The sequence below is a fragment of the Brachybacterium huguangmaarense genome (assembly GCF_025725725.1).
Classification (GTDB): Bacteria; Actinomycetota; Actinomycetes; order Actinomycetales; family Dermabacteraceae; genus Brachybacterium; species Brachybacterium huguangmaarense.
This window is the reverse complement of record NZ_CP107020.1, coordinates 1686895-1712088: the sequence shown is the minus strand read 5'-3', so window position 1 is coordinate 1712088 and position 25194 is coordinate 1686895. Positions and strand designations below refer to the sequence as shown.

Sequence of the window (25194 nt, the reverse complement as noted above, 5' to 3'; positions counted from 1 at the left end):
TGCACGAGGACCGTGCGGCAGACCTGGGCACGCGTTCCCGCGGGAACGCCCGCCTCGAGCCGCTCCCTGCTCTCGGGGCGCGCCTCGAGGTTCACGGTCACGTCGGAACGGCGCATCGAGGTTCACGGTCACGTCGGAACGGCGCATCGAGGTTCACGTTCACGTCGCTCGGGTCGACCAGAGCGACGCGAACGCAGCAGTCGAATCGTCGACGCGACGCGGAGGCGGGTGGGAGCGACCAGCGCCCACCACGCCGCGAGGGGCGGGGCCGCGTCCGTTCTCGGACACGACCCCGCCCCTCTGCCGCGCCCGGCCTGGCGACGCGGGCGACGAGTCGCGCTCCGCGGCGGCGGAGCGGGCGATCAGATCACTCGGCCGTGGGCGCCTCGTCGGCGTCGGCCGCGGCCGGCTTCTCGTCCTCGACGACGGCGAGGGAGATCTTGCCGCGGGCGTCGATCTCGCGGATCTCCACCTCGACCTTCTGGCCGACCTTCACGACGTCCTCGACGTTCTCGACGCGCTTGCCCCCGTTGAGCTTGCGCAGCTGGGTGACGTGCAGCAGGCCGTCCTTGCCCGGGGTGAGCGAGATGAACGCGCCGAAGTCGACCACGCGCACGACGGTGCCGATGTAGCGCTCCCCGACCTCGGGGACCATCGGGTTGGCGATCGCGTTGATCGCGCCGCGCGCGGCCTCCGCGGAGGGGCCGTCGGTCGCGCCGATGTAGACGGTGCCGTCGTCCTCGATCGTGATGTCGGCGCCCGTGTCGTCCTGGATCTGGTTGATCATCTGGCCCTTGGGGCCGATGACCGCGCCGATCTTGTCGACGGGGATGGTGACCGCGATGACGCGCGGGGCGTTCGGGCTCATCTCGTCGGGCGTGTCGATCGCCTCGGACAGCACGCCGAGGATGTGCAGGCGCGCCTCGCGGGCCTGGCTCAGCGCCGACGCGAGCACGGAGGCGGGGATGCCGTCGAGCTTGGTGTCGAGCTGGATCGCGGTGACGAACTCGGAGGTGCCGGCGACCTTGAAGTCCATGTCGCCGAAGGCGTCCTCCGCACCGAGGATGTCGGTGAGCGCCGCGTAGCGGGTCGCGCCCTCGACGGTGTCGGAGACGAGGCCCATCGCGATGCCCGCGACGGGCGCCTTGAGCGGCACGCCCGCGTTGAGCAGCGACAGGGTCGAGGCGCACACGGAGCCCATGGAGGTCGAGCCGTTGGAGCCGAGCGCCTCGGAGACCTGGCGGATCGCGTAGGGGAACTCCTCGCGGCCCGGGAGCACCGGCACCAGGGCGCGCTCGGCGAGCATGCCGTGGCCGATCTCGCGGCGCTTCGGGGAGCCGACGCGGCCGGTCTCGCCCGTCGAGAAGGGCGGGAAGTTGTAGTGGTGGATGTAGCGCTTGTGATGCACCGGGGACAGCGAATCGATCTGCTGCTCCATCTTGAGCATGTTGAGCGTCGTGACGCCCATGATCTGGGTCTCGCCGCGCTCGAACAGGGCCGAGCCGTGCACGCGCGGCAGCACCTCGACCTCGGCCGAGAGCTGGCGGATGTCCTTGAGGCCGCGGCCGTCGATGCGCACGCCGTCGGTCAGGATCTTCTCGCGCACGACCTTCTTGGTCAGCGCGCGGAAGGCGCCCGAGATCTCCTTGTCGCGGCCCTCGAGCTGGGCGCCCTCGGCGCCGAGCTCCTCACGGAGGGTGCCGAGCAGCTGCTCGGTGCGCTCCTCGCGCTCCTGCTTGCCGGCGATCGACATGACCTGGCGGAGGCGGTCGGTCGCGGCCGCGGCGACGATGTCGTACGCGTCGTCCTGGTAGTCCAGGAACAGGGGGAACTCGCGCACCGGCTTGGCGGCGGTCGCGGCGAGCTCCTGCTGGGCCTCGCACAGCGAGCGGATGAAGACCTTGGAGGCCTCGAGGCCCTCGGCCACGACCTCCTCGGTGGGGGCGATCGCGCCCTGGTCCTTGATGAGGCTCCAGGCGTTGTCGGTGGCCTCCGCCTCGACCATCATGATCGCGACGTCCTGATGTCCCGCCTCGTCCCCGACGATGCGGCCCGCGACGACCATCGAGAAGACGGCCTCGTCGAGCTGGCTGAAGGTCGGGAACGCGACCCACTGGCCGCCCTGGGCGTTCGGCATGAGGGCGACGCGGACGCCGCCGATCGGGCCGTTGAAGGGCAGACCGGAGATCTGCGTGGAGGCCGAGGCGCCGTTGATGCCCACGACGTCGTACGCGTCGTCGGGGTTGACGGACATGACGGTCAGGACGACCTGGACCTCGTTGCGCAGGCCCTTGACGAAGGCCGGGCGCAGCGGGCGGTCGGTGAGCCGGCAGGCGAGGATCGCGTCGGTGCCCGGGCGGCCCTCGCGACGGAAGAACGAGCCGGGGATGCGGCCCGCGGCGTACATGCGCTCCTCGACGTCGACCGTGAGCGGGAAGAAGTCGAACTGGTCCTTGGGCTTGTTCGAGACGGCGGTCGCGGAGAAGACCATCGTGTCGTCGTCGAGGTAGACGGCGACCGCGCCCGCGGCCTGCTGGGCCAGGCGTCCGGTCTCGAAGCGCACCTCGCGCTTGCCGTACGAGCCGTTGTCGATGACGGCGGTGGTGGCGGTGATCTCAGGGCCTTCCATGGCCATAGGGAACTCCTTGTGTCAGAGGGGTGTCCCCGCCGCTCGAGCGCGGTCATCGCCAGTCGTCCGCGGTCTGCCCGCCGGGAGGCGGGGTTCCGCGAGCCACTGCCGAGGACCGAGCCCGGCGAGGACGTGCAGGGGTGCCGCGTCCGACGGGGGCCGGCGCGGCGCGCCCGCCCCGGTTCCGGGACGGACGCCGAACCGCCGCCCGCCCCTCATCGGGGCGAGCGGCGGCGGATGATCAGCGGCGGATGCCGAGTCGCTGGATCAGCGAACGGTACCGCTCGATGTCGACGGTCTGCAGGTACTTGAGCAGACGGCGGCGCTGACCGACCAGGAGCATGAGACCACGACGGGTGTGGTGGTCGTGCTTGTGCTCCTTGAGGTGCTCGGTCAGGTACGTGATGCGGTGAGTCAGGAGCGCGACCTGGACCTCGGGCGAACCGGTGTCGCCCTCGTGCGTCCCGTACTCCTTGATGATGTCCTGCTTGGTAGCGGTATCGAAGGCCACTGGCTCTCCCTTGATCGTTGCGCGGCGCACCGGGGCATGTTCTCCCGGGCTCTGTGGACGAGTCCGCTCTCCGCCCGGGCCCTCGAGCACATGCCGACGCATGTCGGATGCCAGGGGCCGGTGGGCGCGCGGGACTCTCCGCGGCCGAGTTCACGGCCCTAGGAGGGTATCAGTCGCGCGCCTCGGCGCCGAGGGCCTCGCCCTCGAGCGTGCGGACCGTCACAGCCTTGTCGCGGCGCATCTGCGCGATGAGCTCGTCGATCGAGTCGAAGCGCAGGGTGGGACGCTGCCGGTCCACGAACTCCAGGCGCACGGTGTCGCCGTAGAGGTCGAGGTCCTGGGGGCCGTGCACATAGGCCTCGACCATGCGCGGGGCGGGGCCGTCGTCCACCCGGAACGTGGGGTTGGTGCCGATCGAGATGGTCGCGGGCGCCCGCACGAGCGGCGGCGTCCCCTCGTGCTCGGGCGCCTGGGCGGTCACCGTGAGGTAGCCCGCGTACACGCCGTCGGCGGGTACGAGCCCCTCGGGGGCGGGACCGAGGTTGGCGGTCGGGAAGCCGAGCTCCCGGCCGCGCTTGAAGCCGTGGTGGACGACGTCGCTGACCCGGTGGGGCCGTCCGAGCATGCGCGCCGCGTGCGCCACGTCCCCCGTCTCGAGCGCGGCGCGGACGGCGCTCGAGGAGATCCGCGCCCCCTCGCCCTGGGCCCCGGGGCCGTACTCCTCGACCGTGACGACCTCGAAGCCGTATCGCGTGCCGAGCTCGCGCATGGCAGCGAGGTCGCCCGCGTTGTCCTTGCCGAAGCGGGAGTCCTCCCCCATCACGATGCACCGCATGTGCAGGGCCTCGACGAGGAAGATCCGCACGAAGTCCTCGGGCGAGTGCTGGGCGAAGTCCCACGTGAACTCGAGGTCCAGCACGCCGCGCAGCCCGGCCTCGCCGAGCAGCTCGTCGCGCTCGTGCTGACCCGTGACGAGGCGCGGCACGCCCGGCATGACGCACACGTGGCGCGGGTGGGGCCAGAAGGTGAGGGCCACCGGGGCGAGCGCGCGCTCGGCGGCGACGGCGGTGAGCTGGTCGAGGACCGCCCGGTGCCCGCGGTGGACCCCGTCGAAGTTGCCGATGGTCACGGCGGTCGCACCGAGGTCGGCCGGGATCTCCGCGACGGAGCGCCAGACGGGGATGCGGGTCACGGCGGGCCGGGTCCTTCCTCAGGGGCATGGGTCCGCGCTCGTGCGCAGGACGCGGGACGGAGGACACTGTATCCCCGCTCGCGGCAGGCCCGGCGCACGCACGAGAGCGGGGAGACAGAGCCCGACACGCCGGTCCTGTGACCCCCGTCATCCGTGACATCTCCGGGTCCCGAGGCGCACCGCGCGTCTTTCGATGCCTGGGCGCCGACTGTGACCCACTCGTGACGGCACGAGCCTCGATCTCGCCGACGCCCTCCGGTAGCCTGCAAGGACGGCGGCTCCCGGGGTGCCACCCCGCGCCCTCCCGCTCGGGAGCGGCATGGACCAGGAACCGACCGGACGATCGGAGCACACCACATGTCCACCGTGACCGAGATGGAGACCCCCGGCGGGTCCCACGGCCGCGCCGGCCGACGGGCGGCGCTGATCATCGTCGCCATCGTCGTCGTCCTCGCCCTCGTGGGCATCGGCGGCTCGGTGGCGTACGCCAAGCAGTACGACGGCAAGGCGCTCCCGGGCACCACGGTGCTCGGCCAGGACGTCGCCGGCCAGAGCCCCGCCCAGATCGCCGACCTCGTGACCACGCACGCCGAGGCCGTCACCGTCACGGTCACCACCAACGGCGAGGCGCGCGAGGCGACGCTCGCCGACCTCGGGGTGTCCGTCGACGCGCAGGCCACGGCCGCGAAGGCGGCGGACCACAGCGGCGACGTCGTGAACACCGTGAAGTCCGCGTTCGACGGCACCCGGACGATCGAGCCCGTCGTCTCGGTCGACTCGGCCGTCGCGGGCCAGTACGCCAAGTCCCTCGTGTCCGACGAGGACGCCGCCGCGACCGACGCCCAGGTCGTCTACGACGAGGACGCCAAGACCTGGAGCGTCGAGCCGGGCAAGGCCGGCCAGGGCGTGGACCCCGCCGCCTTCGTCGAGGCCGTGAGCACGCAGGCCCCCGCGCTCAAGAGCTTCAGCATCGAGCAGCAGACCCAGGAGGTCCAGCCCGCGATCTCCGACGAGGCCGCGCAGCAGGCCGTCGACACGATCGAGCAGCGTCTCGACCAGACCGTCATCGTCACCTCCGCGAACGGCAAGTCCTACGAGGCCTCCAAGAAGACCCGCGGCGACTGGTACAGCCCGGTCCTCAACGAGGCGGGCGACGGCTACGACGTCAAGGTCGACGACTCCAAGGTCGCCGACTGGGTGTCCGGGCGCGCCGAGAAGGTCTCGGTCGAGCCCGTCGACGGCATCGAGCAGGTCGACGACGCCGGCAACGTCACCAAGGTGATCTCCGAGAAGAAGGACGGCTCGGAGGTGTCCAACGCGGACGCCGTCACCCAGCAGATCGTCACCGGCCTCAACGAGGGCTCGAACGTCGAGGCCTCCTTCGAGACCGCGCCCGTCGCGGCCAAGGTCACCAAGGCCAAGACCCCCACCGCCTCGACCGACTCGTCGACCACCGCGACCGCGGAGCCGACCGGCGAGAAGTGGATCGACGTGAACCTGTCGGACAAGACGCTGACCGCCTACGTCGGCGAGACCCCGGTCTACGGCCCCAAGAAGATCGTCGACGGCAAGAAGGGCTACGAGACGGTCACCGGCACGTTCCACATCTACAACCGGCTCGAGAAGCAGGACATGACCAACGCCTCGAAGTACCCCGAGTCGGACTCGCGGTACTACTACACGAAGGACGTGCCCTGGGTGCAGTACTTCGAGGGCGGCTACGCGATCCACGGCGCGCCGTGGCGCTCCTCCTTCGGCTACTCCGGCTCGCACGGCTGCGTGAACATGCGGCCGTCCGAGGCCAAGTGGGTCTACAACTGGGCGTCCATGGGCACCAAGGTGGTCGTGCACTACTGATCGACCGCTCCCCCGACGCCGACGAGGCCCCCTCCCGCTGCGGGAGGGGGCCTCGTGCGGTCGTGCGCGGGGCTCGGCGCAGCTAGGAGCGCGCGTCCGCCGGGATCACGAGCAGCGGGCGCAGCCGGTCGCCGTCGACGGCCTCGGCCACGGCGACCAGGCGCCCGGCGGCGTCCAGCACGGCGGTCGGGCCGGCCGTGAGGGCGGCGGGGTCGACGTGGGGTCGGCGACCGTGGCCGAGCTCGACGGCCGCGTCCTCGTCGACCTCGAGCGGGGGCAGGACGACGCGCGCGGTCGCGCCCAGGCCGCGCAGCGGCGGGGCGTCGGCCTCCTGCCCGCGGGGCGGGAGCACGACCGCGTCGGCGACCTCGAAGGGGCCGACACGGGTGCGGCGCAGGGCGGTGAGGTGCCCGCCCGTGCCGAGGGCCGCGCCGAGGTCCCGGGCGAGCGCACGGATGTAGGTGCCCGAGCTGCAGTCCACGACCACGTCGAGGTCGCAGAAGGGGCCGTCGACGCGCGTCGCGGTCACGTCGAGGCGGTCGATCGTGACGGGTCGGGCGGCGAGCTGCACGTCCTCGCCTGCGCGTACGCGCGCGTAGGCGCGCTGCCCGTCGACCTTGATGGCGCTCACGGAGCTGGGGACCTGCGCGATCGGGCCGCGCAGCGCGCTCAGGGCGCGCTCGATCGCCGCGGTGTCGAGGCCGCTCGCGTCGACGATCTCGCCGCGCGCCTCGCCCTCGGCGTCGTCGGTCGTGGTGGCCTGGCCGAGCCGGATGGTCGCCCGGTAGGTCTTGTCCAGCCCCACCAGGTACGTGAGCAGCCGGGTGCCCTGCCCGATGCCGAGGACCAGCAGCCCCGTGGCCATCGGGTCGAGGGTGCCGGCGTGCCCGACCTTCTTGGTGCCGAGCAGCCGGCGGGCCCGCCCGACGACGTCGTGGCTGGTCCAGTCCGGGGACTTGTCGACGAGCAGGACCCCGTGCGGCGCGGTGCTCACGCGCGCGGGTCGTCCTCGTCGGCGTCCGCGGCGCCGTCGGCGTCCTCCGCCTCGCGGGGCGCGCGGTACGGGTCGGCCTCGCCGGCGTAGCGGGCGCCCTCCTTCGAGCGGGCCAGGTCGGCATCGCGATGCCGGGCCTCGACCAGGAGGTCCTCGATCGTGCGCGCGTTCTCGGGCAGCGCGTCGGCGATGAACTCGAGCGTCGGGGTGAGGCGGACGCCGGTCTGGCGCCCCACCTCGCTGCGCAGCATGCCGGTCGCGGAGCGGAGCGCCGCGGCGGTGCCCGCACGCTCCTCCTCGTCGCCGAAGACCGTGTAGAACGCGGTCGCGTGCTGGAGGTCGCCGGAGACGCGCACGTCGGTGATGGTCACGAAGCCGAGGCGGGGGTCCTTGACCCGGGTGTCGATCGTGGTGGCGACGATCTCCTTGATCCGGTCGGCCAGGCGCCGGGCGCGGGGGTTCTCGCTCATCATGGGGTCCTTTCGGGTGCGGGCGCGGACGCGTCCTCGAAGAGCCCGCGCAGCTCCTCCGCGCGGGGGTGGTCGGTGCGGACCGCGACGACGACGTCGCGGTCGATGGCCTGGTCGACGCGGTGCCGGAAGGCGCCGGGGTCGCCGAGCACGGCGAAGCCGGCTCCCTCGAGCACGGCGGCCGTCTCGTCGAGCGGCGCGGTGCGGCGGTTGAGCGCGAGGGCCATGCCGCCGTCGCGGCGCAGGAGGCGACGCCACACGGGCAGGGCGTCGCGCAGGGTGCCGAGCGGGGAGCGCCGCAGGTCGCCGCCGCTGCGGGCGCCGTGCTGGACGCCGTAGGGCAGGTCCGCGACGATCGCGTCGAAGCGCGCGGAGCCGAGCGCGGAGCCGAGCTCCGTCGTGTCGCAGCGCAGGAGCTCGACGCGCTGGACCTCTCCGGCCCGCTGGGCGGCCTTGTCGGCGGCCAGCTCGGCGGTGAACCGGGTGCCGAGCACCGTGCCGTGCGCGGCGAGGCGCCCCGTCGACGAGGTGTGCTTGAGGCGGTGGGTGCGCAGCCAGGTGAGCAGGAACGCGCGATAGGCCTCGATGTCGGTGCGGTCGAGGTCGGCTCCGACGGGGCTGAGGCCGAGGCGCAGCGCCCGCGAGAGGGTCGTGCCGCGGCCGCACAGGGGGTCGAGGACCGCGAGGGAGCCGTCGGCGAGCCCCGCGCGGCGCTCCGAGGCGGCCGCCGCGAGGTTCAGCAGCAGCGCCGTGAACTGCTCGTTGGTCTTGCCCGGGTAGCGCAGCGTGGTCTCGAGGTCGCTGCCGTGCCGGTGCACGGACGCGGGCTCCACCGGTTCGAGCAGCACGCCGTCGTCCGCCTCCCGGGGGGCGAACAGCGCGAGGGTGCTCGAGAGGCCGGAGACGGCGCGCACGAGCGTGCCGCGGTCGACGTCGGCGAGCACCTCGACGTAGTCGACCCCCGCGAGGCGGCGCTCGTGCACCCGCACGGGCACGCCGAGGTGCGCGGCGAGCACGCGTCGCGCCTCGGCGACCACGAGCGGGCCGGCGGCGTCGGTGTAGACGCGGTTGGCCGAGGGGGCGCGCAGGATCAGCAGGCCCTCGACGGGCTGGGGATCGGTGCTGGACATCGCCACTCCGTTCGCTCGGCGGGCCCGGGAAGGATACCCCGGGGACACGGGAGCGCCCCGGTCACGGGGACCGGGGCGCCGCAGGGCCGGTGCGGGGGCGGCGTCACCGCCGCGCCCGCACCGATCGGATCACTTGGTCTCGCGGGGCTTCTCGCGCATCTCGTAGGTCGTGATGAGGTCCTCGAGCTGCAGGTCGTTGAACGAGCCCAGGTTGATGCCGCACTCGAAGCCCTCGCGGACCTCGGTGACATCGTCCTTGAACCGTCGCAGACCGGCGATCTCGAGGTTCTCCGTGATGACCACGCCCCGGCGCGTGATGCGCGCCTTGGCGCCGCGGCGGATGGTCCCGCTGCGCACGATCGAGCCGGCGATGTTGCCGAACTTCGAGGAGCGGAAGATGTCGCGGATCTCCGCGGAGCCCGTGTCGACCTCCTCGTACTCCGGCTTGAGCATGCCCTGCAGAGCCTGCTCGACCTCCTCGATCGCGCGGTAGATCACGGAGTAGTACTTGATCTCCACGCCCTCGCGGTCGGCGTACTCGGCGTTCTGCCCCTCGGCCCGGACGTTGAAGCCGATGATCACGGCGTCCGAGGCGACGGCCAGGTTGATGTTGTTCATCGTGATCGCGCCGACGCCGCGGTCGATGATGCGCAGCTGCACCTGGTCGTCGATCTCGATGCCGAGCAGGGCCTCCTCGAGCGCCTCGACGGAGCCCGCCGCGTCGCCCTTGAGGATGAGGTTGAGGGTCTCGACCTTGCCCTCGGCCATGGCCTTGTTGATGTCCTCGAGGCTGATCCGCTTGCGCGTGCGCGACAGCAGCGCGGCACGGTTGGCGGCCTCGCGCTTCTCGGCGATCTGCCGGGCGGTGCGCTCGTCCTGGGCGACCAGGAAGGAGTCGCCCGCGCCGGGGACCGAGGTCAGACCGAGCACCTGCACGGGGCGGGACGGACCCGCCTCCTGCAGCTGCTGGCCGTGCTCGTCGAGCATCGCGCGGACACGGCCGTGGCCGGTGCCACACACGATGGCGTCGCCGACGTGCAGGGTGCCCTGCTGGACGAGCACCGTGGCCACGGGGCCGCGGCCGCGGTCGAGGTTGGCCTCGATCGCGACGCCGCGCGCGTCCTTGTCCGGGTTGGCGCGCAGGTCCAGGGCGGCGTCCGCGGTGAGCAGGACCGCCTCGAGCAGCTGGTCGATGTTCAGGTTCTCGCGGGCGGAGACGTCCACGAACATGGTGTCGCCGCCGTACTCCTCGGCCACCAGGTTGAACTCCGTCAGCTGCTGACGGATCTTCTGCGGGTTCGCGTCGGGCTTGTCGATCTTGTTGACCGCGACCACGATCGGCACGTCGGCCGCCTGGGCGTGGTTGAGCGCCTCGACGGTCTGGGGCATCACGCCGTCGTCGGCCGCGACCACGAGGATCGCGATGTCCGTGACGTCGGCGCCGCGGGCACGCATGGCGGTGAACGCCTCGTGGCCCGGGGTGTCGATGAACGTGATCGGGCGCTCCTCGAGGCCCTCCTCGCCCTCGTGCTCGACGACGACCTGGTAGGCGCCAATGTGCTGGGTGATGCCGCCGGCCTCGCCCGCCTGGACGTGGGCGTTGCGGATCGTGTCCAGCAGTCGGGTCTTGCCGTGGTCGACGTGGCCCATGACGGTGACGACCGGCGGACGCGGCAGGCGGTCCTCGTCGTCCTCGTCGGCGAGCTCGGCATCGAGGTCGATGTCGAACTGGCCCAGCAGCTCGCGCTCCTCGTCCTCAGGCGAGACGATCTCGATCCGGTAGCCGAGCTCCTCGCCGAGCAGGTGGAACGTGTCCTCGTCGAGGGACTGGGTGGCCGTGGCCATCTCGCCCATCGCGAAGAGCACCGTGATCAGCGACGCGGGGTTGACGTCGATGCGGTCGGCGAAGTCGGTGAGCGACGCGCCGCGGCGCAGACGGACGGTCTGGCCGTTGCCGCGCGGGATCGAGACGCCGCCCGGGGCCGGCGCCTGCATCTGCTCGAACTCCTGGCGCTTCGCGCGCTTGGACTTGCGGGAGCGGGCGGGCTTGCCGCCGCGGCCGAAGGCACCCTGGGTGCCGCCACGACCGCCGCGACCGCCGCCGCCGGGACGACCGCCGCCGGGGAAGCCGCCGCCACCGGGCGCACCGCCGGGGGCGCCGGGACGACCGCCGCCGCGGCCGCCGGGGCCGGGACGCGCGCCGCCGCCCTGGCGGGTGCCGCCCTGACGGGCATCCTGGATGCCGCCGTGGGCGTGCTGACGCATGACGCCGGGGGTGGGCATGCCGGGACGGCCGCCGGGACGCGGAGCCGCGGGACGGGCGCCGCCCTCACGGGAGCCGCCGGCGTTCTGCCCGTCGCGCGGCGGGCGCGGGGCGCCGGGACGCGGCATGCCCTGGCTCGTCGCGAAGGGGTTGTTGCCGGGACGGGGACCGCCCTGGCCGCCGCCCTGGCGACGCTGACCGGGCCGGGGCATGCCCTGGCTGGTCGCGAAGGGGTTGTTGCCCGGGCGCGGCGCACCGCCGGGACGGGGACCGGCCTGGCCGGGCTTGGGCGCGGAGGAGCGCTCCTGCGCGGCCGGACGCTCCGGGGCCGCCGGGGTCTCGGCGGCCGGGGCCTGGCGCGGGGCCGGGGTCTGTCCCGGCTTGGGGGCGCCGCCGGGCTTGGCGGACGCCGCCGGGCGCTGCGTGTCGGCAGCGCTCGACCGGTCGGGCTTCTGCTCGGCCGGCTGCTCGGGGGCCGGGGCCGGCTTGGCCGCGCCCGGCTTGGGCGTCGCAGGCTTCTGGCCGGGCTTGGGGGCCGCGGGCGCGGAGGCCTTCGCGGGGGATCCCGCGGACTGGTTCGACGATCCCGGGAACTGATCGCGCAGCCGACGCGCGACGGGGGCCTCGATGGTCGAGGATGCTGAGCGGACGAACTCGCCCATGTCCTGCAGCTTCTGCAGAACGACCTTGCTCGGCTGTCCGAGCTCCTTGGCGAGCTCGTGGACGCGGACCTTAGCCACAATTCTCCTGTCTCGGTCCGGCCGACAGGAGGGCGCGGACCATCAGATCTGGTGGGTGCTCATTGTCGAGTACTCATCGGATGTCCATTGGTTCTTCTACCCGCTTCTGTGTGAGTGGTGCATGTGCCGCCTCGAGATGTCGGGCGAGCTCGTCGGGCGAGCCCACCTCGACCGGGCCCCGGAAGGACCGGGCCAGGCCTCCTCGCCGGAGGGCGAGGTCGAGGCATCGGGCGTCGGGGTGGAGCCAGGCCCCGCGGCCGGGCGCGGACGCGGCAGCGTCCACCCGGATCCGGGGCGCGGCGCCGTCCGGGGATCCCACCCGGACCAGACGCACGAGCTGATCGCGCGGGGCCTTCTTGCGGCAGCCCACGCACGTCCGCTCGGGCGAGGAGGTCGCGGTGCGCGGATCCACACCGTCACCTCCCTCTCGAGCGCCTCATGCTCCCGTGCTCCCGGGACCCGGCCGGCACGACGCCCGCAGGGGCGACGGATCGGCGGTCCGAGGGCAGTCGGACGCATGAACAGCCCCTCCAGTGTAGCGGAGGTGCACGTCACGGGCCGGACGGGTGGCGGTGTGATCCATCACCCCGCCCCGATCAGGACGGCGCGCTCTGGGGACGGATGTCGATCTTCCAGCCCGTGAGCTTCGCGGCGAGGCGGGCGTTCTGGCCCTCCTTGCCGATCGCGAGCGAGAACTGGCCCTCGGGGACCGTCGCGCGCACGGCGCGGGCGACCTCGTCGATCACGACGACGCTCGTCACGCGGGCGGGCGAGAGGGCGCTCGCGACGAAGGTCGCGGGGTCCTCGTCGTAGTCGACGATGTCGATCTTCTCGCCGTTGAGCTCGTTCATGACGGCGCGCACGCGGGCGCCCATGGGGCCGATGCACGCGCCCTTGGCGTTGACGCCCGGCACGGTCGCGCGCACGGCCACCTTGGTGCGGTGCCCGGCCTCGCGCGCGAGCGCGGCGATCTCGACGGTGCCGTCGGCGACCTCGGGCACCTCGAGCGCGAACAGGCGGCGCACGAGGTTGGGGTGCGAGCGCGACAGCGTGATCTGGGGGCCCTTGGGCCCGCGACGGGTCTCGACGACGTACGCGCGGATGCGCGTGCCGTGGGAGTAGTCCTCCCCCGGCACGCGCTCGTGGGGCGGCAGCACGGCCTCGACGCTGCCGAGGTCCACCTGCACCATGCGGGGGTCGCGCCCCTGCTGGATCACGCCCGAGACGATGTCGTCGCTGCGGGAGGCGAACTCCCCCATCACGGCCTCGTCCTCGAGCTCGCGGATGCGCGAGAAGATGACCTGGCGGGCGGTCGACGCGGCGACCCGCCCGAAGCCCGCGGGGGTGTCGTCCCACTCGCGGACGACCTCGCCGTCCTCGTCGCGCTCCTGGGCGAGCACGGAGACGCGGCCGCTGCGCTCGTCGATCTCGACGCGCGCGGACCGGGCCGGGTCCTCGGTGTGCTGGTACGCGACCAGGAGGGCCTGGCGGATGGCGTCCAGCAGGACGGGCAGCGAGATGTCCCGCTCCCGTTCGAGCGCACGCAGCGCTCCCATGTCGATGTCCATGTCAGCCTTCCACCTGGTCGTCGGGGTGTGTGTCGTCGGCGTCCCCCGCGGGCAGGTCCTCGAGGTCCGCGGGCGGGGAGAACTCGATCAGCACCCGGGCGGACGCGATGTCTGCGAGGGGCAGCTCGAGGTCCGCGACGGGCCGGGAGCGGGTGCGGGGCTTGGTGCCGGGCGGGTCCTGGGGTCGCACGCGGGCCGTGTCGTCGTCGGAGACGTCGAGCAGGCGAGCGGTCAGCTCGCGGCCGTCCTGCGTGCGGAGGGCGAGCAGGCGACCGCGCGAGCGCCGGAAGTGCCGCGGCGCGGTCAGGGTGCGCTCCGCGCCCGGGGTTCCGACCTCGAGGTCGTAGGCGGCGCCGCCGAGGAAGGCGTCGTCCGCGTCGAGGGCGTCGGAGATCTCGCGGGACAGCGCGGCCACGGTGTCGAGGTCGACGCTGCCGGTGCGGTCCTCGGGCAGGTCCACCACGACCGTGACCTGCGTGCGGCCGCCGCGCGGGCGCACGGCGGCGTCCTCGCAGAACAGGCCGGCGCGCTCGACGAGCGGGACGACGGTCGTCCTCAGCGACTCGGAGGCGTCGGGGGCGATCGTCACTCGGGCACCTCTTCACGATCGTGGGCCGCCGGCCGTCCCATGAGGACGCGGCGGGCGGGATTGTCAGGTCGGACCCGCGCCCGGCGGTGCCGGACAACGGACCGCCGCACCCGATGGCGCGGCGGCACGGTCGAGTCTAGTCGCCGCCCCTGGGTGCTGGATCGACGAGGGGCCCGACCGACCGGGCGGACGGCGGACGGCGACGACAGACGGCTGCGGGCACGCGCTGGCGGGAGCCGACGGGTGCCGGCGGGTGCCGGCAGGCGCTGGTCTCGGATGCGAGAATCGTCGGGTGCCCGGCCCGACCCGCTCCCCCGCCCCGCGCTCCTCCGCGCCCAGCCGCCGGTCCGTGCTGCGCTGGGGGCTCGGCGCCTCCGCCGTGCTCGCCGTCGCAGGATGCGGCTCCGTGCGCGTGGGCCAGCCCGCCGCCTACACCCCGCCGCCGCTCGGCATCGACGACCTCTACCGCGCCGACCTTTTGGAGCTGCTGGACCGCCTGCTCGAGGCCACGGCCGGCGGCGCGGACCCCCGCGAGGAGATCGCCGGGCGCGTCCGCGAGCTGCACGCCGCGCTCGTCGAGCACCGCGACGCCCTGCTCACGGGGGCCGAGGCCCAGAAGGAGCAGGACGCGAGCTCCGCGGGCCACGGGGCGAGCGACGGCGGGGGCGCCGAGGCCCAGCCGGTGGACGCCGCGGGCATCGTCGACCTGCTGGGGCAGATGATCGCGCTCGGCGCCGACGCCTGCGTGCAGTGCTCGGGATCCCTGGCCCGGGTGATCGCCGCGATCGTCTCCCACCTCCAGTGGGCCGCGGGCACCCTCGTGCTCGCGGCGGGCGACGCCGCGCTCGCGGCGCCCGCTCCGCCCGGGGAGGACGCCCTCGTCCCGACCCGCGAGGTGCCCACCTCGGACCCGCCGTCGGTCGCCGCGACCGTCGACTACGAGGCGGCGCTCCAGGAGGCCCAGGGCGACGAGTGGTACGCGGGCTACGCGTTCGAGGTGATGGCCGCCCGCGCGACGGACGCGGCCGCCCGCACCCCGCTGCTCGACACCTCGGGCCTGCATCGCGACCGGGCCCGGCGCCTCGCCCGGATCGCCGAGGAGGACCAGATCACGGACGTGCCGCAGGAGGCCGTGTACCCCCTGCCGGGCGGGGGTCTGGACGCCGCGACGCTCGAGGAGCTGCCCGCCGGGATCGGCCAGGGGCTGCTCGAGGACTGGGTCGCGATGGTCGGCGCGGTCCCCTTCGCGCGCCGGGCGTTCGCGGTCGCGACCGCGCTCGCCGAGGCGCACGGCCTGGTCGGCGCGGTCTCGGCCATCCCCGTCCTGCCGTCCCTCTCGGCCGACGACCGCTGAGCGCGCCGCCTGCCGCGGACCTCTCGGCCCGCGGACGACGGCGGGTCAGCCGGCGCGCACCGCGGCGATCACCTGGGTGACGACGTCGGCGGGCGAGGTCTCGGCCACGTCGCCGCTGGCCCGGTCGCGGATCTCGACGACCCCGCTCGCGAGCCCGCGCCCGACGACCACGGTGGTCGGAACGCCGAGCAGCTCGGCGTCCTTGAACTTCACGCCCGGGGAGACCTTGGGGCGGTCGTCGTAGAGGACCTCGATCCCCTCGGCCTCGAGATCGCGCGCGATGCGCTCGGCCTCGTCGAACACCGAGGAGTCCTTGCCGGTCGCGAGCACGTGCACGTCGGCCGGGGCCACGGAGCGCGGCCAGGTGAGCCCCTTGTCGTCGTGGAAGGTCTCGGCGATCGCGGCGACCGCGCGGGTCACCCCGATCCCGTAGGAGCCCATCGTCACGACCACCTGCTTGCCGTTCTCGTCGAGCACGGTCACCCCGAGCGCCTCGGCGTACTTGCGGCCGAGCTGGAAGATGTGCCCCATCTCCATGCCGCGCGTGATGCGCAGCGGGCCGGAGCCGTCGGGAGCCGGATCGCCGTCCTTGACCTCGGCCGCCTCGATCGTGCCGTCGGCCACGAAGTCGCGGCCGTAGACGAGGTCGTAGACGTGGCGGTCCTTCTGGCCGGCGCCCGCGACCCACGCGGTGCCCGGCACGACGCGCGGGTCGACGAGGTACCGGATCCCGGAGTCCGAGGTGAGCCCGAGCCCGGCGGGGCCGATGTAGCCCTTGGCGAGCACGGGGTGGCGCGCGAAGTCCTCCTCGCCGAAGGGCGTCGCGACCGCGGGGGCGACGGCCACCTCGAGCCGCTTCTCGTCGACCTCGCGGTCGCCCGGCAGCGCGATCACGAGCGGCTCGGTCGAGCCGTCGGGGTGGGTGAGCAGGTACACGAGGTGCTTGAGCATCTCGTAGCGGGTCCACTGCCCGCCCTCGCGGGGGAACGTGGCGTTGGAGAAGTCGGTGAGCGCGGCGATGGTCGAGGCGCCGGGCGTGTCCTCGGTGTGCGCGAGCGGCAGGGTCGCGATGGTCTCGTCGTCGAGCGGCTCGGGCGCGAGCGTCGTGACCGCCTCGACGTTGGCGGCGTAGCCGCCGTCGGAGACCACGAAGGTGTCCTCGCCGACCGGGGTGGGGTGCAGGAACTCCTCGGAGCGGCTGCCGCCCATCGCGCCCGCGTCGGCCTGGCAGATCACGGTGGGCAGACCGAGGCGGTCGAAGGTCCGCGTGTAGGCGATCCGCTGGAGGTCGTACGAGCGGTCGAGGCCGGCGTCGTCGACGTCGAAGGAGTACGCGTCCTTCATCACGAACTCGCGCACGCGCAGCAGGCCCGCGCGGGGGCGCGCCTCGTCGCGGAACTTGTTCTGGATCTGGTAGAGCATGGTCGGCAGGTCCTTGTACGAGGAGTACATGTCCTTGACCAGCAGGGCGAACATCTCCTCGTGCGTGGGGGCGAGCAGGTAGTCGTCCCGCCGCCGGTCCTGCAGGCGGAAGATGTTGTCGCCGTAGTCGTCCCAGCGGCCCGTGGCGTCGTACGGCGCACGCGGCTGGAGGGCGCTGAACAGGACCTCCTGGCCGCCGATCGCGTCCTGCTCCTCGCGCACGATCTGCTCGACGCGGCGCAGCACCTTGAGCCCCAGCGGCAGCCAGGTGTAGATGCCGGCGGCGCTGCGGCGGATGTACCCGGCGCGCACCAGCAGCTTGTGGCTCGCGACCTCGGCGTCCGCCGGGTCCTCGCGCAGGGTGCGGATGAACGACGAGGACATGCGGATCATGGGCGGGCCTTTCGCGGTGGTCGACGGCGGCGCCCGTCGGCTCGGGCGGCGCCTGGTCCATCGTAATGGGGCGCACGGGCCCGGACGCCGCCGCGAAAACCGCTCGTCGGGCACCGCGGGGCGCCGATAGCGTCGGACCATGACCGACCGCGACCGCTACTTCGCCGACAACCGCGCCAACTGGGACGACCGGGCGGCGCTCCACGAGGCCTCCGGCTACGGCATCGACGCCCTCGTCGCGGATCGAGCCCGCCTCTCCCCCGAGGTCGCCCAGGACGTCGGGCGCCTCGGCGACCTGACGGGAGCGGACGTGATCCATCTGCAGTGCCATCTGGGAACCGACACCGTGAGCCTCCAGCGCCTGGGCGCGCGCCGCGTGGTCGGGGTGGACCTCTCGGGCGAGTCGGTGCGCCGCGCCCGCGCGATCGCGGCGCGCTGCGGCGCCGATCTCGAGCTCGTCGAGGCCAACGTGTACGACGCGCGCACGGCCGTCGACGGGGACTTCGACCTCGTCTACACCTCGATCGGGGTGCTGTGCTGGCTGCCCGACGTGGCGGCGTGGGCGCGGGTCGTCGCCTCCCTGCTGCGCCCGGGAGGCCGCTTCCTCGTGCGCGACGACCACCCGATGTCGATGACGATCGGCGAGGACGTCTCGCAGGGGCTGCGGGTCGAGCAGCCCTATTTCCAGCGCGAGACCCCGATGACGTGGGACGACGACGCCTCCTACATCGATGCCGCGCCCGACGCCCCCGCCATCGTGCACGGCGTGAGCCACCAGTGGAACCACTCGATCGGCCAGATCGTCACGGCCGTGCTCGAGGCGGGCCTCGTGCTCGACTCCTTCGAGGAGACCCCGTACGCGGCCTGGACGCCCTGGCCCGACCTCATGGTCGCCGAGGGCGACCGCTACCGCCTGCGCGAGGACCCCGACCGCATGCCCCTGCAGTTCGTGCTCACCGCGCATCGTCCCGCGCAGGTCTGAGGCGCGAGGGGGCGCCGTGCGGTGCGATGAGGCCGTGCGGCGGGGCAGGGGCTCCGCGGCCCGCACGGGCGCACGTCAGAACAGGACGGTCGCGAGCTCCCCGGCCTGGCGGAACCCGGAGGCCGCGTAGGCCTTGCGCGCCGGCTCGTTGAAGTCGTTGACGTACAGCGAGACGCGCGGCGCGTGGTCGCGCCGCACCTGCTCGGTCACGGCGGCCATCGCCCGCCGCGCGATGCCCCGACCGCGTCGAGCCGGGTCCACCCAGACGCCGTGCAGCTGGGCGACGTCCCCGAAGATCGCGCCGACGTCGGCCTTGAACACGACGCGCCCGTGCTCGAGGAGCACGTAGGTCCTGCCGAGCCCCACCAGCTCGGCCACCCGGCGGTAGTAGCCGCGGCCGCCGTCGTAGGCGGTCGGATCGGTGCCCACCTCCTCTCGGAACATCGCGACCGAGGCGGGGAAGACGAGCTCCTCCTCGCCGCGCAGAGCGGGACGGATCGCGGGGTCGGGCCGCACGGAGGGCGTGTCGACGGCCTCGAGCAGGGGCTGGGACCAGCGGTAGTCGCGCGCGCGGCCCCATGCGGGCCCGATCGTGGTCCACATCCGCTCGATCGCCGTGCGCGGCCCGACGAGCGAGCTCGTGGTGCGGCCGCGTGCGGCGAGCCGCTCGGCGAAGCGGTCGAGGGCCTCGTCGTCGGCGCCGATCGGGCACGCGTTCGCGCCGTTCCACAGCACGCCGCGCGGCACGAGATCGGGGCCGACCATGGCGAACTCGCGGGACAGCGCGGTGGCGCTGTGGCGCAGCTCCACGAGCCGCGAGCCCGCCAGGGCGTTGGTCAGCGGATCGGCGAGCGCCAGCCGCAGCGCCGCCTCGACCGTGGCCGGGCGCACGGCGCGTGTCCCTGCTCCGCGGCCGAACATGCGGGGGTCAGCTCACCGCGACCGACGGGGCGCCGGCCTCGGCGGCGTCCATGGTCGCCGCGATGCGGTTCGCCTCCTCGAGCAGGACCTCGACGATGTCGGCCTCGGGCACGGTCTTGATGACCTCGCCCTTGACGAAGATCTGGCCCTTGCCGTTGCCGGAGGCGACCCCGAGATCCGCCTCGCGGGCCTCGCCGGGGCCGTTGACGACGCAGCCCATGACGGCCACGCGCAGCGGCACCTCGAGATGCTTGAGCCCCTCGGTGACCTTCTCCGCGAGCGTGTAGACGTCGACCTGGGCGCGCCCGCACGAGGGGCACGAGACGATGTCGAGCTTGCGCGGCTTGAGGTTGAGGGACTGCAGGATCTGGTTGCCGACCTTGACCTCCTCGACGGGCGGGGCCGACAGGGACACGCGGATCGTGTCGCCGATGCCCTCGGCGAGCAGGATGCCGAAGGCGACGGAGGACTTGATGGTGCCCTGGAAGGCGGGCCCCGCCTCGGTCACGCCGAGGTGGAGGGGCCAGTCGCCGCGCGCGGCGAGCTGGCGGTAGGCCTCGACCATGATGACCGGGTCGTTGTGCTTGACCGAGATCGCGAAGTTGTGGAAGTCGTGCTCCTCGAAGAGCGAGGCCTCCCACACCGCGGACTCGACGAGGGCCTCGGGGGTGACCCGCTGGAGGTCCTTCATCATGCGCTGGTCGATCGAGCCGGCGTTCACGCCGATGCGCAGCGCGGTGCCGTGGTCGTTGGCGGCCCGGGCGATGTCGCGCACCTGGTCGTCGAAGCGGCGGATGTTGCCCGGGTTCACGCGCACGCCCGCGCAGCCGGCCTCGATCGCGGCGAACACGTACTTGGGCTGGAAGTGGATGTCCGCGACCACGGGGATCGGAGACTTCGCGGCGATCGCGGGAAGGGCGTCGGCGTCCTCCTGGCGGGGGCAGGCCACGCGCACGATGTCGCACCCGGCGGTCGCGAGCTCCGCGATCTGCTGGAGCGTCGCGTTGATGTCATGGGTGGGCGTCGTGGTCATGGACTGCACGCTGATGGGGGCGTCACCGCCCATGAAGATGTCGCCGACGGCGAACGTGCGGCTGACGCGGCGCGGCGCGAGCACGCGCGGCGCCTCCTTGACGGTGGGGATGCCGAGGCTCACGGAAGTCACCGCGTCATCATCCCACCGCACGGCCCCCTCCGGGGCCGGCGCACGGGGTTGGGGACATCACCTGCACGCGTCCTCCACAGCCGTCGTGACGGGCCCCACGCGCACGTCGTCGCGGGCCGGGCGCGGGGTCCCGGCCCGATCAGAACAGGGTGATGGGCCGGACGATGTCGGCGTACACGAGCAGCACCGTCATGGCGATGAAGACGAGGGCCACGACGTTGGTCACGGGCAGCATCCGGGACATGTCCACGGGGCCCGGGTCGGGTCGTCCCCGCACGCGCGCCCAGGTCCGGCGCACGCCTTCGAGGAGCGCCCCGGCGACGTGCCCGCCGTCGAGCGGGAGCAGCGGGATCAGGTTGAACACGAACAGGGCCATGTTCAGGCTCGACATCATCGAGACGAGGGTGAAGAGCTTCTCCTCGAGGTCGAAGCCGGGGCGGTCGGCCGAGACGATCTCTCCCGCGAGCCGGGAGACGCCCACCACCCCGATGGGGCCGTCGGCGTCCCGCTCCCCCGAGCCGAACGCCGCACGGGTCACGTCGACCATGCGCACGGGCAGGGTGACGACGATCCTGCCGGTCGCCGTGAAGGCGTCCCACACCGCGCCGGGCACCTCGGTGACCGGACGGGGCACCAGGTCGCGGGTGCCGGAGACCCCGAGGAAGCCGACCTGCTCGGTCCGCACGGACCCGTCGGGGGCCCGCTCGACCGAGCCGTCGGCGGCGTACACGGGGCGGGCGTCGACGATGGGGGTCGCGTGCAGCGTCAGGCGCTCGCCGTCGCGCTCGACGACGACCGGCACGGTGCGGTCGCCCGCGCCGCGGATCGCGGTCGACACGTCGTCCCACGTGGGCGTCGGCGTCCCGTCGATCGAGACGATGACGTCGTCGGGGCGGATGCCCGCGGCGAGCGCGGGCGCCTCCTGGCGGCCCTCGCAGCTCGCATCGGCGGGGGCGTCGGCCGGCAGCACGCAGCGCGAGACGCTCGAGACCTCGTTGGTGACGGCGGGCAGGCCGAGGCCGCACAGCAGCACGGCCATCAGCACCGCCGAGATGAGCAGGTTCATGACCGGGCCGCCGAGCATGACCACGAGCTTCTTGGGCACCGAGAGGGCCACGAAGGTGCGGTGCTGCTCGGCGGGGTCGTACTGGGCGGCCTCCCACTCCTTGGCCTCGGCCGCCATCTGCTGGACCAGGCCCGTGGAGTCCTCGCGGATGGTGCCGGGCGCGTCGCCCCGGTGCGGCGGGTACATGCCGATCATGCGGATGTAGCCGCCGAGCGGGATCGCCTTGACGCCGTACTCGGTCTCGCCGCGGCGGCGCGACCAGATCGTGGGACCGAAGCCGATCATGTACTGGGTGACGCGCACCCCGAAGGCCTTGGCCGGGACGAGGTGGCCGATCTCGTGCAGGGCGATCGACAGGCCGATGCCGAGGGCCACGAGGACCACGCCGAGCACGTACAGGGCGACGGTCACGCGCGGTCCCGGGCGTCGATGAGGCCGTGGGCGAGACGCCGCGCGGCCGCCTCGACGGCGAGCACGGCCTCGATCCCGCCCGTGGGCCGGGCGGTCGGGAGGGCGGGGTCCGCGAGCACGCCGGCGATCACGTCGAGGATGCCGAGGAAGTCCAGGCGGCCGGAGAAGAACGCCTCGACGGCCTCCTCGTTGGCGGCGTTGTAGGCGGCCATCGCGCCGTCGCCGCGCCGGTGCGCGGCCCGGGCCAGGGCGATCGCGCCGAAGGTCTGCTCGTCGACGGGCTCGAAGGTCCATGACTGGGCACGCGAGAAGTCGAGGGGGCGCGCGAGCCCGGGCAGCTTCTCGGGATGGGCGAGCGCCCAGCCGATCGCATGGCGCATGTCCGGGGGGCTCGCCTGGGCGATCGTCGAGCCGTCGACGAGGGTCGCCATCGAGTGCACGATCGACTGGGGGTGCACGACCACCTCGACGCGCTCCTCGGGCAGGTCGAACAGCCAGCACGCCTCGATCACCTCGAGGGCCTTGTTGACGAGGGTCGCCGAGTTGGTCGTGATGACACGGCCCATCTGCCAGGTGGGATGGGCGAGCGCCTGCTCGGGCGTGACATGGGCGAGCTGGTCGCGCGTGCGTCCGCGGAAGGGACCGCCCGAGGCGGTCACGACGAGGTGGTCGATCTGGTCGTGGCGCACCCCGGCGAGGGCCTGGGCGATCGCGGTGTGCTCGGAGTCGACGGGCAGGATCTGACCGGGGCGGGCGGCCTGGGTCACGAGCGCGCCGCCGGCCACGAGGGACTCCTTGTTGGCCAGCGCGAGCCGCGCCCCGCTCTCGAGCGCCGCGAGGGTGGGCCGCAGCCCGATCGAGCCGGTGACCGCGTTGAGCACGACGTCGTCCGCGCCGAGGGAGCCCGCGAGCTCGGCGACGGCGTCCTCGCCGGCCGTGAGGCGCGGCGCGGTGACGCGGGTGGCCGCGGCCGCCTCGTGCACGGCGGCCGCGACGGCCTCGGCCCTGCGCTCGTCGGCGACGGCGAGCACGTCCGCCCGGTGCTCGAGGGCCTGCTGGGCGGCGAGCGCGGGACGCGAGCCGGACACGGCGAGACCGGCGACGCGGCCGACCTCGGGATAGCGCCGCAGGACGTCGAGGGTCTGGGTCCCGATCGAGCCGGTGGACCCGAGGACGACCACCCGGCGCCCCGGGCGGGGCGCGGGTGCGGCGGTCACGGCACGGACGCCATCACGTCCGCGACGTGGTCGAGGTAGACGTCGACGACGGCCTCGGAGTAGCCGTCGGCGCCCTTGCGGCGGCGGAAGGCGGAGCGCCGCACGTCGTCGACGCTCATCGGATGGCCCTCGGTGAAGTAGGCGATGAGCTCGTCGCACAGGGCGTCGACGTCGGCGCGATCATAGGAGACCTCGCCGTCGGGGGCGGGCGCGAAACGCTGCCCGGCGGGACGCTCGAGGCGTTCCTTGAGGGTCTCCGCGCGAGCCGTGAGGTCGCGGATCCAGGCCTCCTCGCCGCCGCGGGCGATCGCTTCGTCGCGCTCCCGCAGCGCGAAGGCGTCGGAGAGGCGGTCGAGGGCCTCGTCGACGACGCGCATCGAGTAGCCGCCGCGCTCGCTCGCGAAGCTCGCGCCCGTGATCTCCGAGGACGAGAACGACGCGTCGCCGCCCTCGTAGGCCTCGCGGGCGCGGGCGAGGAACTCGTCGACCTCGCGCACGTCGTAGCCGGTGCCGAAGCGCGAGACGCGTTCGAACGATGTGCTCACGGTGGTCCTTCCTCGGGCGGGATCAGCTCCAGGGCGCGGCGGCACGACGCTGCCGTGCGCGCGGCCCGCCCTCACTGTAGCGGGCGGCCGTGCCCTCGTCCGCCTCACGGGGCCGGGACGTCGGCGGCGGGGCCCGATGCGGTGGGGTTCAATGGGGCATGGCCATCGACGACTGGTTCCTCACGACCGCCGAGCGCGGGAACTCCTTCACCCGGCTGTCGCACCGCCGCGGGGGCCGCGCCTACTCGAGCGGGAACTCGACCCGCCCCCTCGCCCCCTGGTCCACGGCGCCGCCTACTTCGCGCGGCTGCGCGAGCTCGTCGAGGAGATGACGGCCGGCGACCTGCTGCTGTTCACCGACTGGCGGGGCGATCCCGACGAACGGGTCGGCGAGGGTCCGCTCACGATCGTCGAGCTGCTCGCGAACGCCGCCCGGCGCGGTGTGGTCGTCAAGGGCCTGTTCTGGCGCTCCCACCTCGACCGGATCCACTACTCCGAGGAGGAGAACCGCTCGCTCGCCGACGGGATCCGCGCCGCCGGCGGCGAGGTGCTCCTGGACCAGCGGGTGCTGCCCCTGGGCAGCCACCACCAGAAGTTCGTGGTGCTGCGGCATCCGGGGCGCCCGGATCGGGACGTCGCGTTCGCCGGCGGCATCGACATGTGCCACACGCGGCGCGACGACGCCGCGCATCGCGGCGACCCACAGACGGTGAGCATGGGCGCCGTGTGGGGGCCCACGCCCGCCTGGCACGACCTCATGATCGAGGTGCGCGGGCCCGCGGTCGGCGACATCGAGGCCACCTTCCGCGAACGATGGGAGGACCCGACGCCGCTCGCCCTCGACCCGGTCTCGCGCGTCGAGGCGCTCGTGCACCGCGACGACGGGCACGGCGGCGAGCTCCCGCCCCCGCTGCCGGACCCCGAGCCCGTCGGCGACCATCACGTGCAGGTGCTGCGCACCTTCCCGTCCAAGCTCCCGCGCTCACCCTTCGCGCCCTCCGGGGAGCGCAGCATCGCCCGCGCCTACGCCAAGGCGGTCCCGCGCGGCGAGCGCCTCGTCTACCTCGAGGACCAGTACGTGTGGTCGGGCGAGGTGACGAGCTGCTTCGCGCGCGCCCTCGCGCGGCATCCCGAGCTGCGCCTGATCGTCGTGCTGTCGACCTACACGACGGCCGACACCCTGATCGCCAACGCGAGCTACCAGGGCTCGCGCAACGAGGCCCTCGGCGAGCTGTACGCGGCCGGCGGCGACCGGGTGGGGGTCTACGGGATCGAGAACGTGGAGGGCACGCCCGTGTACGTGCACTCCAAGGTGTGCACCGTCGACGACATGTGGATGACGATCGGCTCGGACAACGTCAACCGCCGCTCGTGGACCTACGACAGCGAGCTCACGTGCGCGGTGCTCGACGAGATCCCCGACGAACGGGAGCCGCGCGTGCTGCGCGACGACGGGGACCCGGCGCGCCGGCTGCCGCGGGACGTGCGCCTCGAGCTGTCGCGCGAGCACCTCGACCGTGCCGAGGGCGACGACGCGGACCTGCTCGACCCCGTCTCCGCCTTCGAGGCGTTCCGGGCGAGCGCCGCGCGGCTCGACGCCTGGCATGCAGGAGGCCGGCGCGGGCCCCGCCCCGCGGGCCGTCTGCGCGCCTACCGCATGACGCCGGTGCCCCGCGCGCAGCGCCTGCTGGGCAGTCTCGTCTACCGGATCGCGGACGACCCCGACGGGCGCCCGCTGCGGCTGCGCGGCACCGACCGCTTCTGAGCGGCGGGCC

General features: G+C 73.6%; 21 protein-coding genes. 5 read left to right on the top strand and 16 right to left on the bottom strand.

Annotation, left to right across the window (positions count from 1 at the left end; translation table 11 throughout):
• Positions 1 to 367: 367 nt before the first annotated feature.
• The 3 genes from BRM3_RS07645 to BRM3_RS07635 form a co-directional block, all read right to left on the bottom strand.
• Positions 368 to 2629 (bottom strand): polyribonucleotide nucleotidyltransferase, encoded by a 2262-nt coding sequence (locus tag BRM3_RS07645; RefSeq protein WP_263592739.1) that lies wholly within the window; start codon positions 2627 to 2629, stop codon positions 368 to 370.
• A 241-nt stretch (positions 2630 to 2870) separates the two neighbouring features.
• Positions 2871 to 3140 carry a 30S ribosomal protein S15 gene (gene rpsO, locus BRM3_RS07640; protein WP_263592738.1) on the bottom strand — a complete coding sequence of 90 codons (270 nt, stop codon included), beginning with the start codon at positions 3138 to 3140 and terminating at the stop codon, positions 2871 to 2873.
• Between the two features lie 169 nt (positions 3141 to 3309).
• Positions 3310 to 4332 carry a bifunctional riboflavin kinase/FAD synthetase gene (locus BRM3_RS07635; protein ID WP_263592737.1) on the bottom strand — a complete coding sequence of 341 codons (1023 nt, stop codon included), beginning with the start codon at positions 4330 to 4332 and terminating at the stop codon, positions 3310 to 3312.
• A 357-nt stretch (positions 4333 to 4689) separates the two neighbouring features.
• Between BRM3_RS07635 and BRM3_RS07630 the strand changes: the two genes are divergently transcribed.
• The gene (locus BRM3_RS07630; RefSeq protein ID WP_263592736.1) at positions 4690 to 6189 is read left to right on the top strand and encodes a L,D-transpeptidase family protein; all 1500 of its coding nucleotides are present in this window, start codon (positions 4690 to 4692) and stop codon (positions 6187 to 6189) included.
• A gap of 82 nt (positions 6190 to 6271) precedes the next feature.
• Here BRM3_RS07630 and truB read toward each other — a convergent pair whose 3' ends face one another.
• The 7 genes from truB to BRM3_RS07595 all read right to left on the bottom strand — a co-directional run bounded on the left by truB (position 6272) and on the right by BRM3_RS07595 (position 13943).
• Positions 6272 to 7183, bottom strand: coding sequence for a tRNA pseudouridine(55) synthase TruB (truB, locus tag BRM3_RS07625; RefSeq protein ID WP_263592735.1), 912 nt, complete (start codon positions 7181 to 7183; stop codon positions 6272 to 6274).
• Positions 7180 to 7653, bottom strand: coding sequence for a 30S ribosome-binding factor RbfA (gene rbfA / locus BRM3_RS07620; protein ID WP_263592734.1), 474 nt, complete (start codon positions 7651 to 7653; stop codon positions 7180 to 7182). The genes truB and rbfA overlap by 4 nt, the downstream gene beginning before the upstream one ends.
• Positions 7653 to 8783 carry a TRM11 family SAM-dependent methyltransferase gene (locus BRM3_RS07615; RefSeq protein WP_263592733.1) on the bottom strand — a complete coding sequence of 377 codons (1131 nt, stop codon included), beginning with the start codon at positions 8781 to 8783 and terminating at the stop codon, positions 7653 to 7655. Before BRM3_RS07615 ends, rbfA begins: the two co-directional genes overlap by 1 nt.
• Before the next feature lie 129 nt (positions 8784 to 8912).
• Positions 8913 to 11786: a translation initiation factor IF-2 gene (gene infB / locus BRM3_RS07610; RefSeq protein WP_263592732.1), complete on the bottom strand. Its 2874-nt coding sequence runs from the start codon at positions 11784 to 11786 to the stop codon at positions 8913 to 8915.
• Positions 11787 to 11859: 73 nt separating this feature from the next.
• The gene (locus BRM3_RS07605; protein ID WP_263595426.1) at positions 11860 to 12105 is read right to left on the bottom strand and encodes a YlxR family protein; all 246 of its coding nucleotides are present in this window, start codon (positions 12103 to 12105) and stop codon (positions 11860 to 11862) included.
• Between the two features lie 277 nt (positions 12106 to 12382).
• Positions 12383 to 13354 (bottom strand): transcription termination factor NusA, encoded by a 972-nt coding sequence (nusA, locus tag BRM3_RS07600; protein ID WP_263592731.1) that lies wholly within the window; start codon positions 13352 to 13354, stop codon positions 12383 to 12385.
• A gap of 1 nt (position 13355) precedes the next feature.
• Positions 13356 to 13943, bottom strand: a complete 588-nt coding sequence (locus BRM3_RS07595; RefSeq protein WP_263592730.1) for a ribosome maturation factor RimP — start codon at positions 13941 to 13943, stop codon at positions 13356 to 13358.
• Between the two features lie 292 nt (positions 13944 to 14235).
• Here BRM3_RS07595 and BRM3_RS07590 point away from each other — a divergent pair, with 292 nt between their 5' ends.
• Positions 14236 to 15297, top strand: coding sequence for a DUF4439 domain-containing protein (locus BRM3_RS07590; protein WP_263592729.1), 1062 nt, complete (start codon positions 14236 to 14238; stop codon positions 15295 to 15297).
• Positions 15298 to 15342: 45 nt separating this feature from the next.
• On the opposite strand, the gene BRM3_RS07585 is transcribed toward BRM3_RS07590, so the two are convergent.
• On the bottom strand, positions 15343 to 17112 hold the full coding sequence (locus BRM3_RS07585; protein WP_263592728.1) for a proline--tRNA ligase: 1770 nt from the start codon (positions 17110 to 17112) through the stop codon (positions 15343 to 15345).
• Between the two features lie 139 nt (positions 17113 to 17251).
• Between BRM3_RS07585 and BRM3_RS07580 the strand changes: the two genes are divergently transcribed.
• Positions 17252 to 18094, top strand: coding sequence for a class I SAM-dependent methyltransferase (locus BRM3_RS07580; protein WP_263592727.1), 843 nt, complete (start codon positions 17252 to 17254; stop codon positions 18092 to 18094).
• Between the two features lie 75 nt (positions 18095 to 18169).
• Here BRM3_RS07580 and BRM3_RS07575 read toward each other — a convergent pair whose 3' ends face one another.
• The 5 genes from BRM3_RS07575 to BRM3_RS07555 form a co-directional block, all read right to left on the bottom strand.
• A complete protein-coding gene (locus BRM3_RS07575) occupies positions 18170 to 18985 on the bottom strand; it encodes a GNAT family N-acetyltransferase (protein WP_263592726.1) in 816 nt (271 codons plus the stop codon).
• Between the two features lie 37 nt (positions 18986 to 19022).
• On the bottom strand, positions 19023 to 20180 hold the full coding sequence (ispG, locus tag BRM3_RS07570) for a flavodoxin-dependent (E)-4-hydroxy-3-methylbut-2-enyl-diphosphate synthase (RefSeq protein ID WP_263592725.1): 1158 nt from the start codon (positions 20178 to 20180) through the stop codon (positions 19023 to 19025).
• A 139-nt stretch (positions 20181 to 20319) separates the two neighbouring features.
• Positions 20320 to 21657, bottom strand: a complete 1338-nt coding sequence (locus tag BRM3_RS07565; protein WP_263592724.1) for a M50 family metallopeptidase — start codon at positions 21655 to 21657, stop codon at positions 20320 to 20322.
• Positions 21654 to 22874, bottom strand: a complete 1221-nt coding sequence (dxr, locus tag BRM3_RS07560; protein WP_263592723.1) for a 1-deoxy-D-xylulose-5-phosphate reductoisomerase — start codon at positions 22872 to 22874, stop codon at positions 21654 to 21656. Before dxr ends, BRM3_RS07565 begins: the two co-directional genes overlap by 4 nt.
• Complete coding sequence (locus tag BRM3_RS07555) at positions 22871 to 23419, bottom strand: hypothetical protein (protein ID WP_263592722.1); 549 nt, start codon at positions 23417 to 23419, stop codon at positions 22871 to 22873. Before BRM3_RS07555 ends, dxr begins: the two co-directional genes overlap by 4 nt.
• A gap of 158 nt (positions 23420 to 23577) precedes the next feature.
• On the opposite strand from BRM3_RS07555, the gene BRM3_RS07550 reads away from it, so the two are divergent.
• On the top strand, positions 23578 to 23751 hold the full coding sequence (locus tag BRM3_RS07550) for a hypothetical protein (RefSeq protein WP_263592721.1): 174 nt from the start codon (positions 23578 to 23580) through the stop codon (positions 23749 to 23751).
• A complete protein-coding gene (locus BRM3_RS07545; RefSeq protein ID WP_263592720.1) occupies positions 23748 to 25184 on the top strand; it encodes a phospholipase D family protein in 1437 nt (478 codons plus the stop codon). The genes BRM3_RS07550 and BRM3_RS07545 overlap by 4 nt, the downstream gene beginning before the upstream one ends.
• Positions 25185 to 25194 lie beyond the last annotated feature (10 nt).

Coding starts and splice junctions, on each gene's coding strand:
- BRM3_RS07545 (WP_263592720.1), top strand. CDS start 23,748: ATGACGGCCGGCGACCTGCTGCTGTTCACCGACTGGCGGGGCGATCCC.
- BRM3_RS07585 (WP_263592728.1), bottom strand. CDS start 17,112: ATGATCCGCATGTCCTCGTCGTTCATCCGCACCCTGCGCGAGGACCCG.
- BRM3_RS07550 (WP_263592721.1), top strand. CDS start 23,578: ATGGCCATCGACGACTGGTTCCTCACGACCGCCGAGCGCGGGAACTCC.
- BRM3_RS07630 (WP_263592736.1), top strand. CDS start 4,690: ATGTCCACCGTGACCGAGATGGAGACCCCCGGCGGGTCCCACGGCCGC.
- nusA (WP_263592731.1), bottom strand. CDS start 13,354: ATGGACATCGACATGGGAGCGCTGCGTGCGCTCGAACGGGAGCGGGAC.
- BRM3_RS07580 (WP_263592727.1), top strand. CDS start 17,252: ATGACCGACCGCGACCGCTACTTCGCCGACAACCGCGCCAACTGGGAC.
- rbfA (WP_263592734.1), bottom strand. CDS start 7,653: ATGAGCGAGAACCCCCGCGCCCGGCGCCTGGCCGACCGGATCAAGGAG.
- BRM3_RS07615 (WP_263592733.1), bottom strand. CDS start 8,783: ATGTCCAGCACCGATCCCCAGCCCGTCGAGGGCCTGCTGATCCTGCGC.
- BRM3_RS07645 (WP_263592739.1), bottom strand. CDS start 2,629: ATGGAAGGCCCTGAGATCACCGCCACCACCGCCGTCATCGACAACGGC.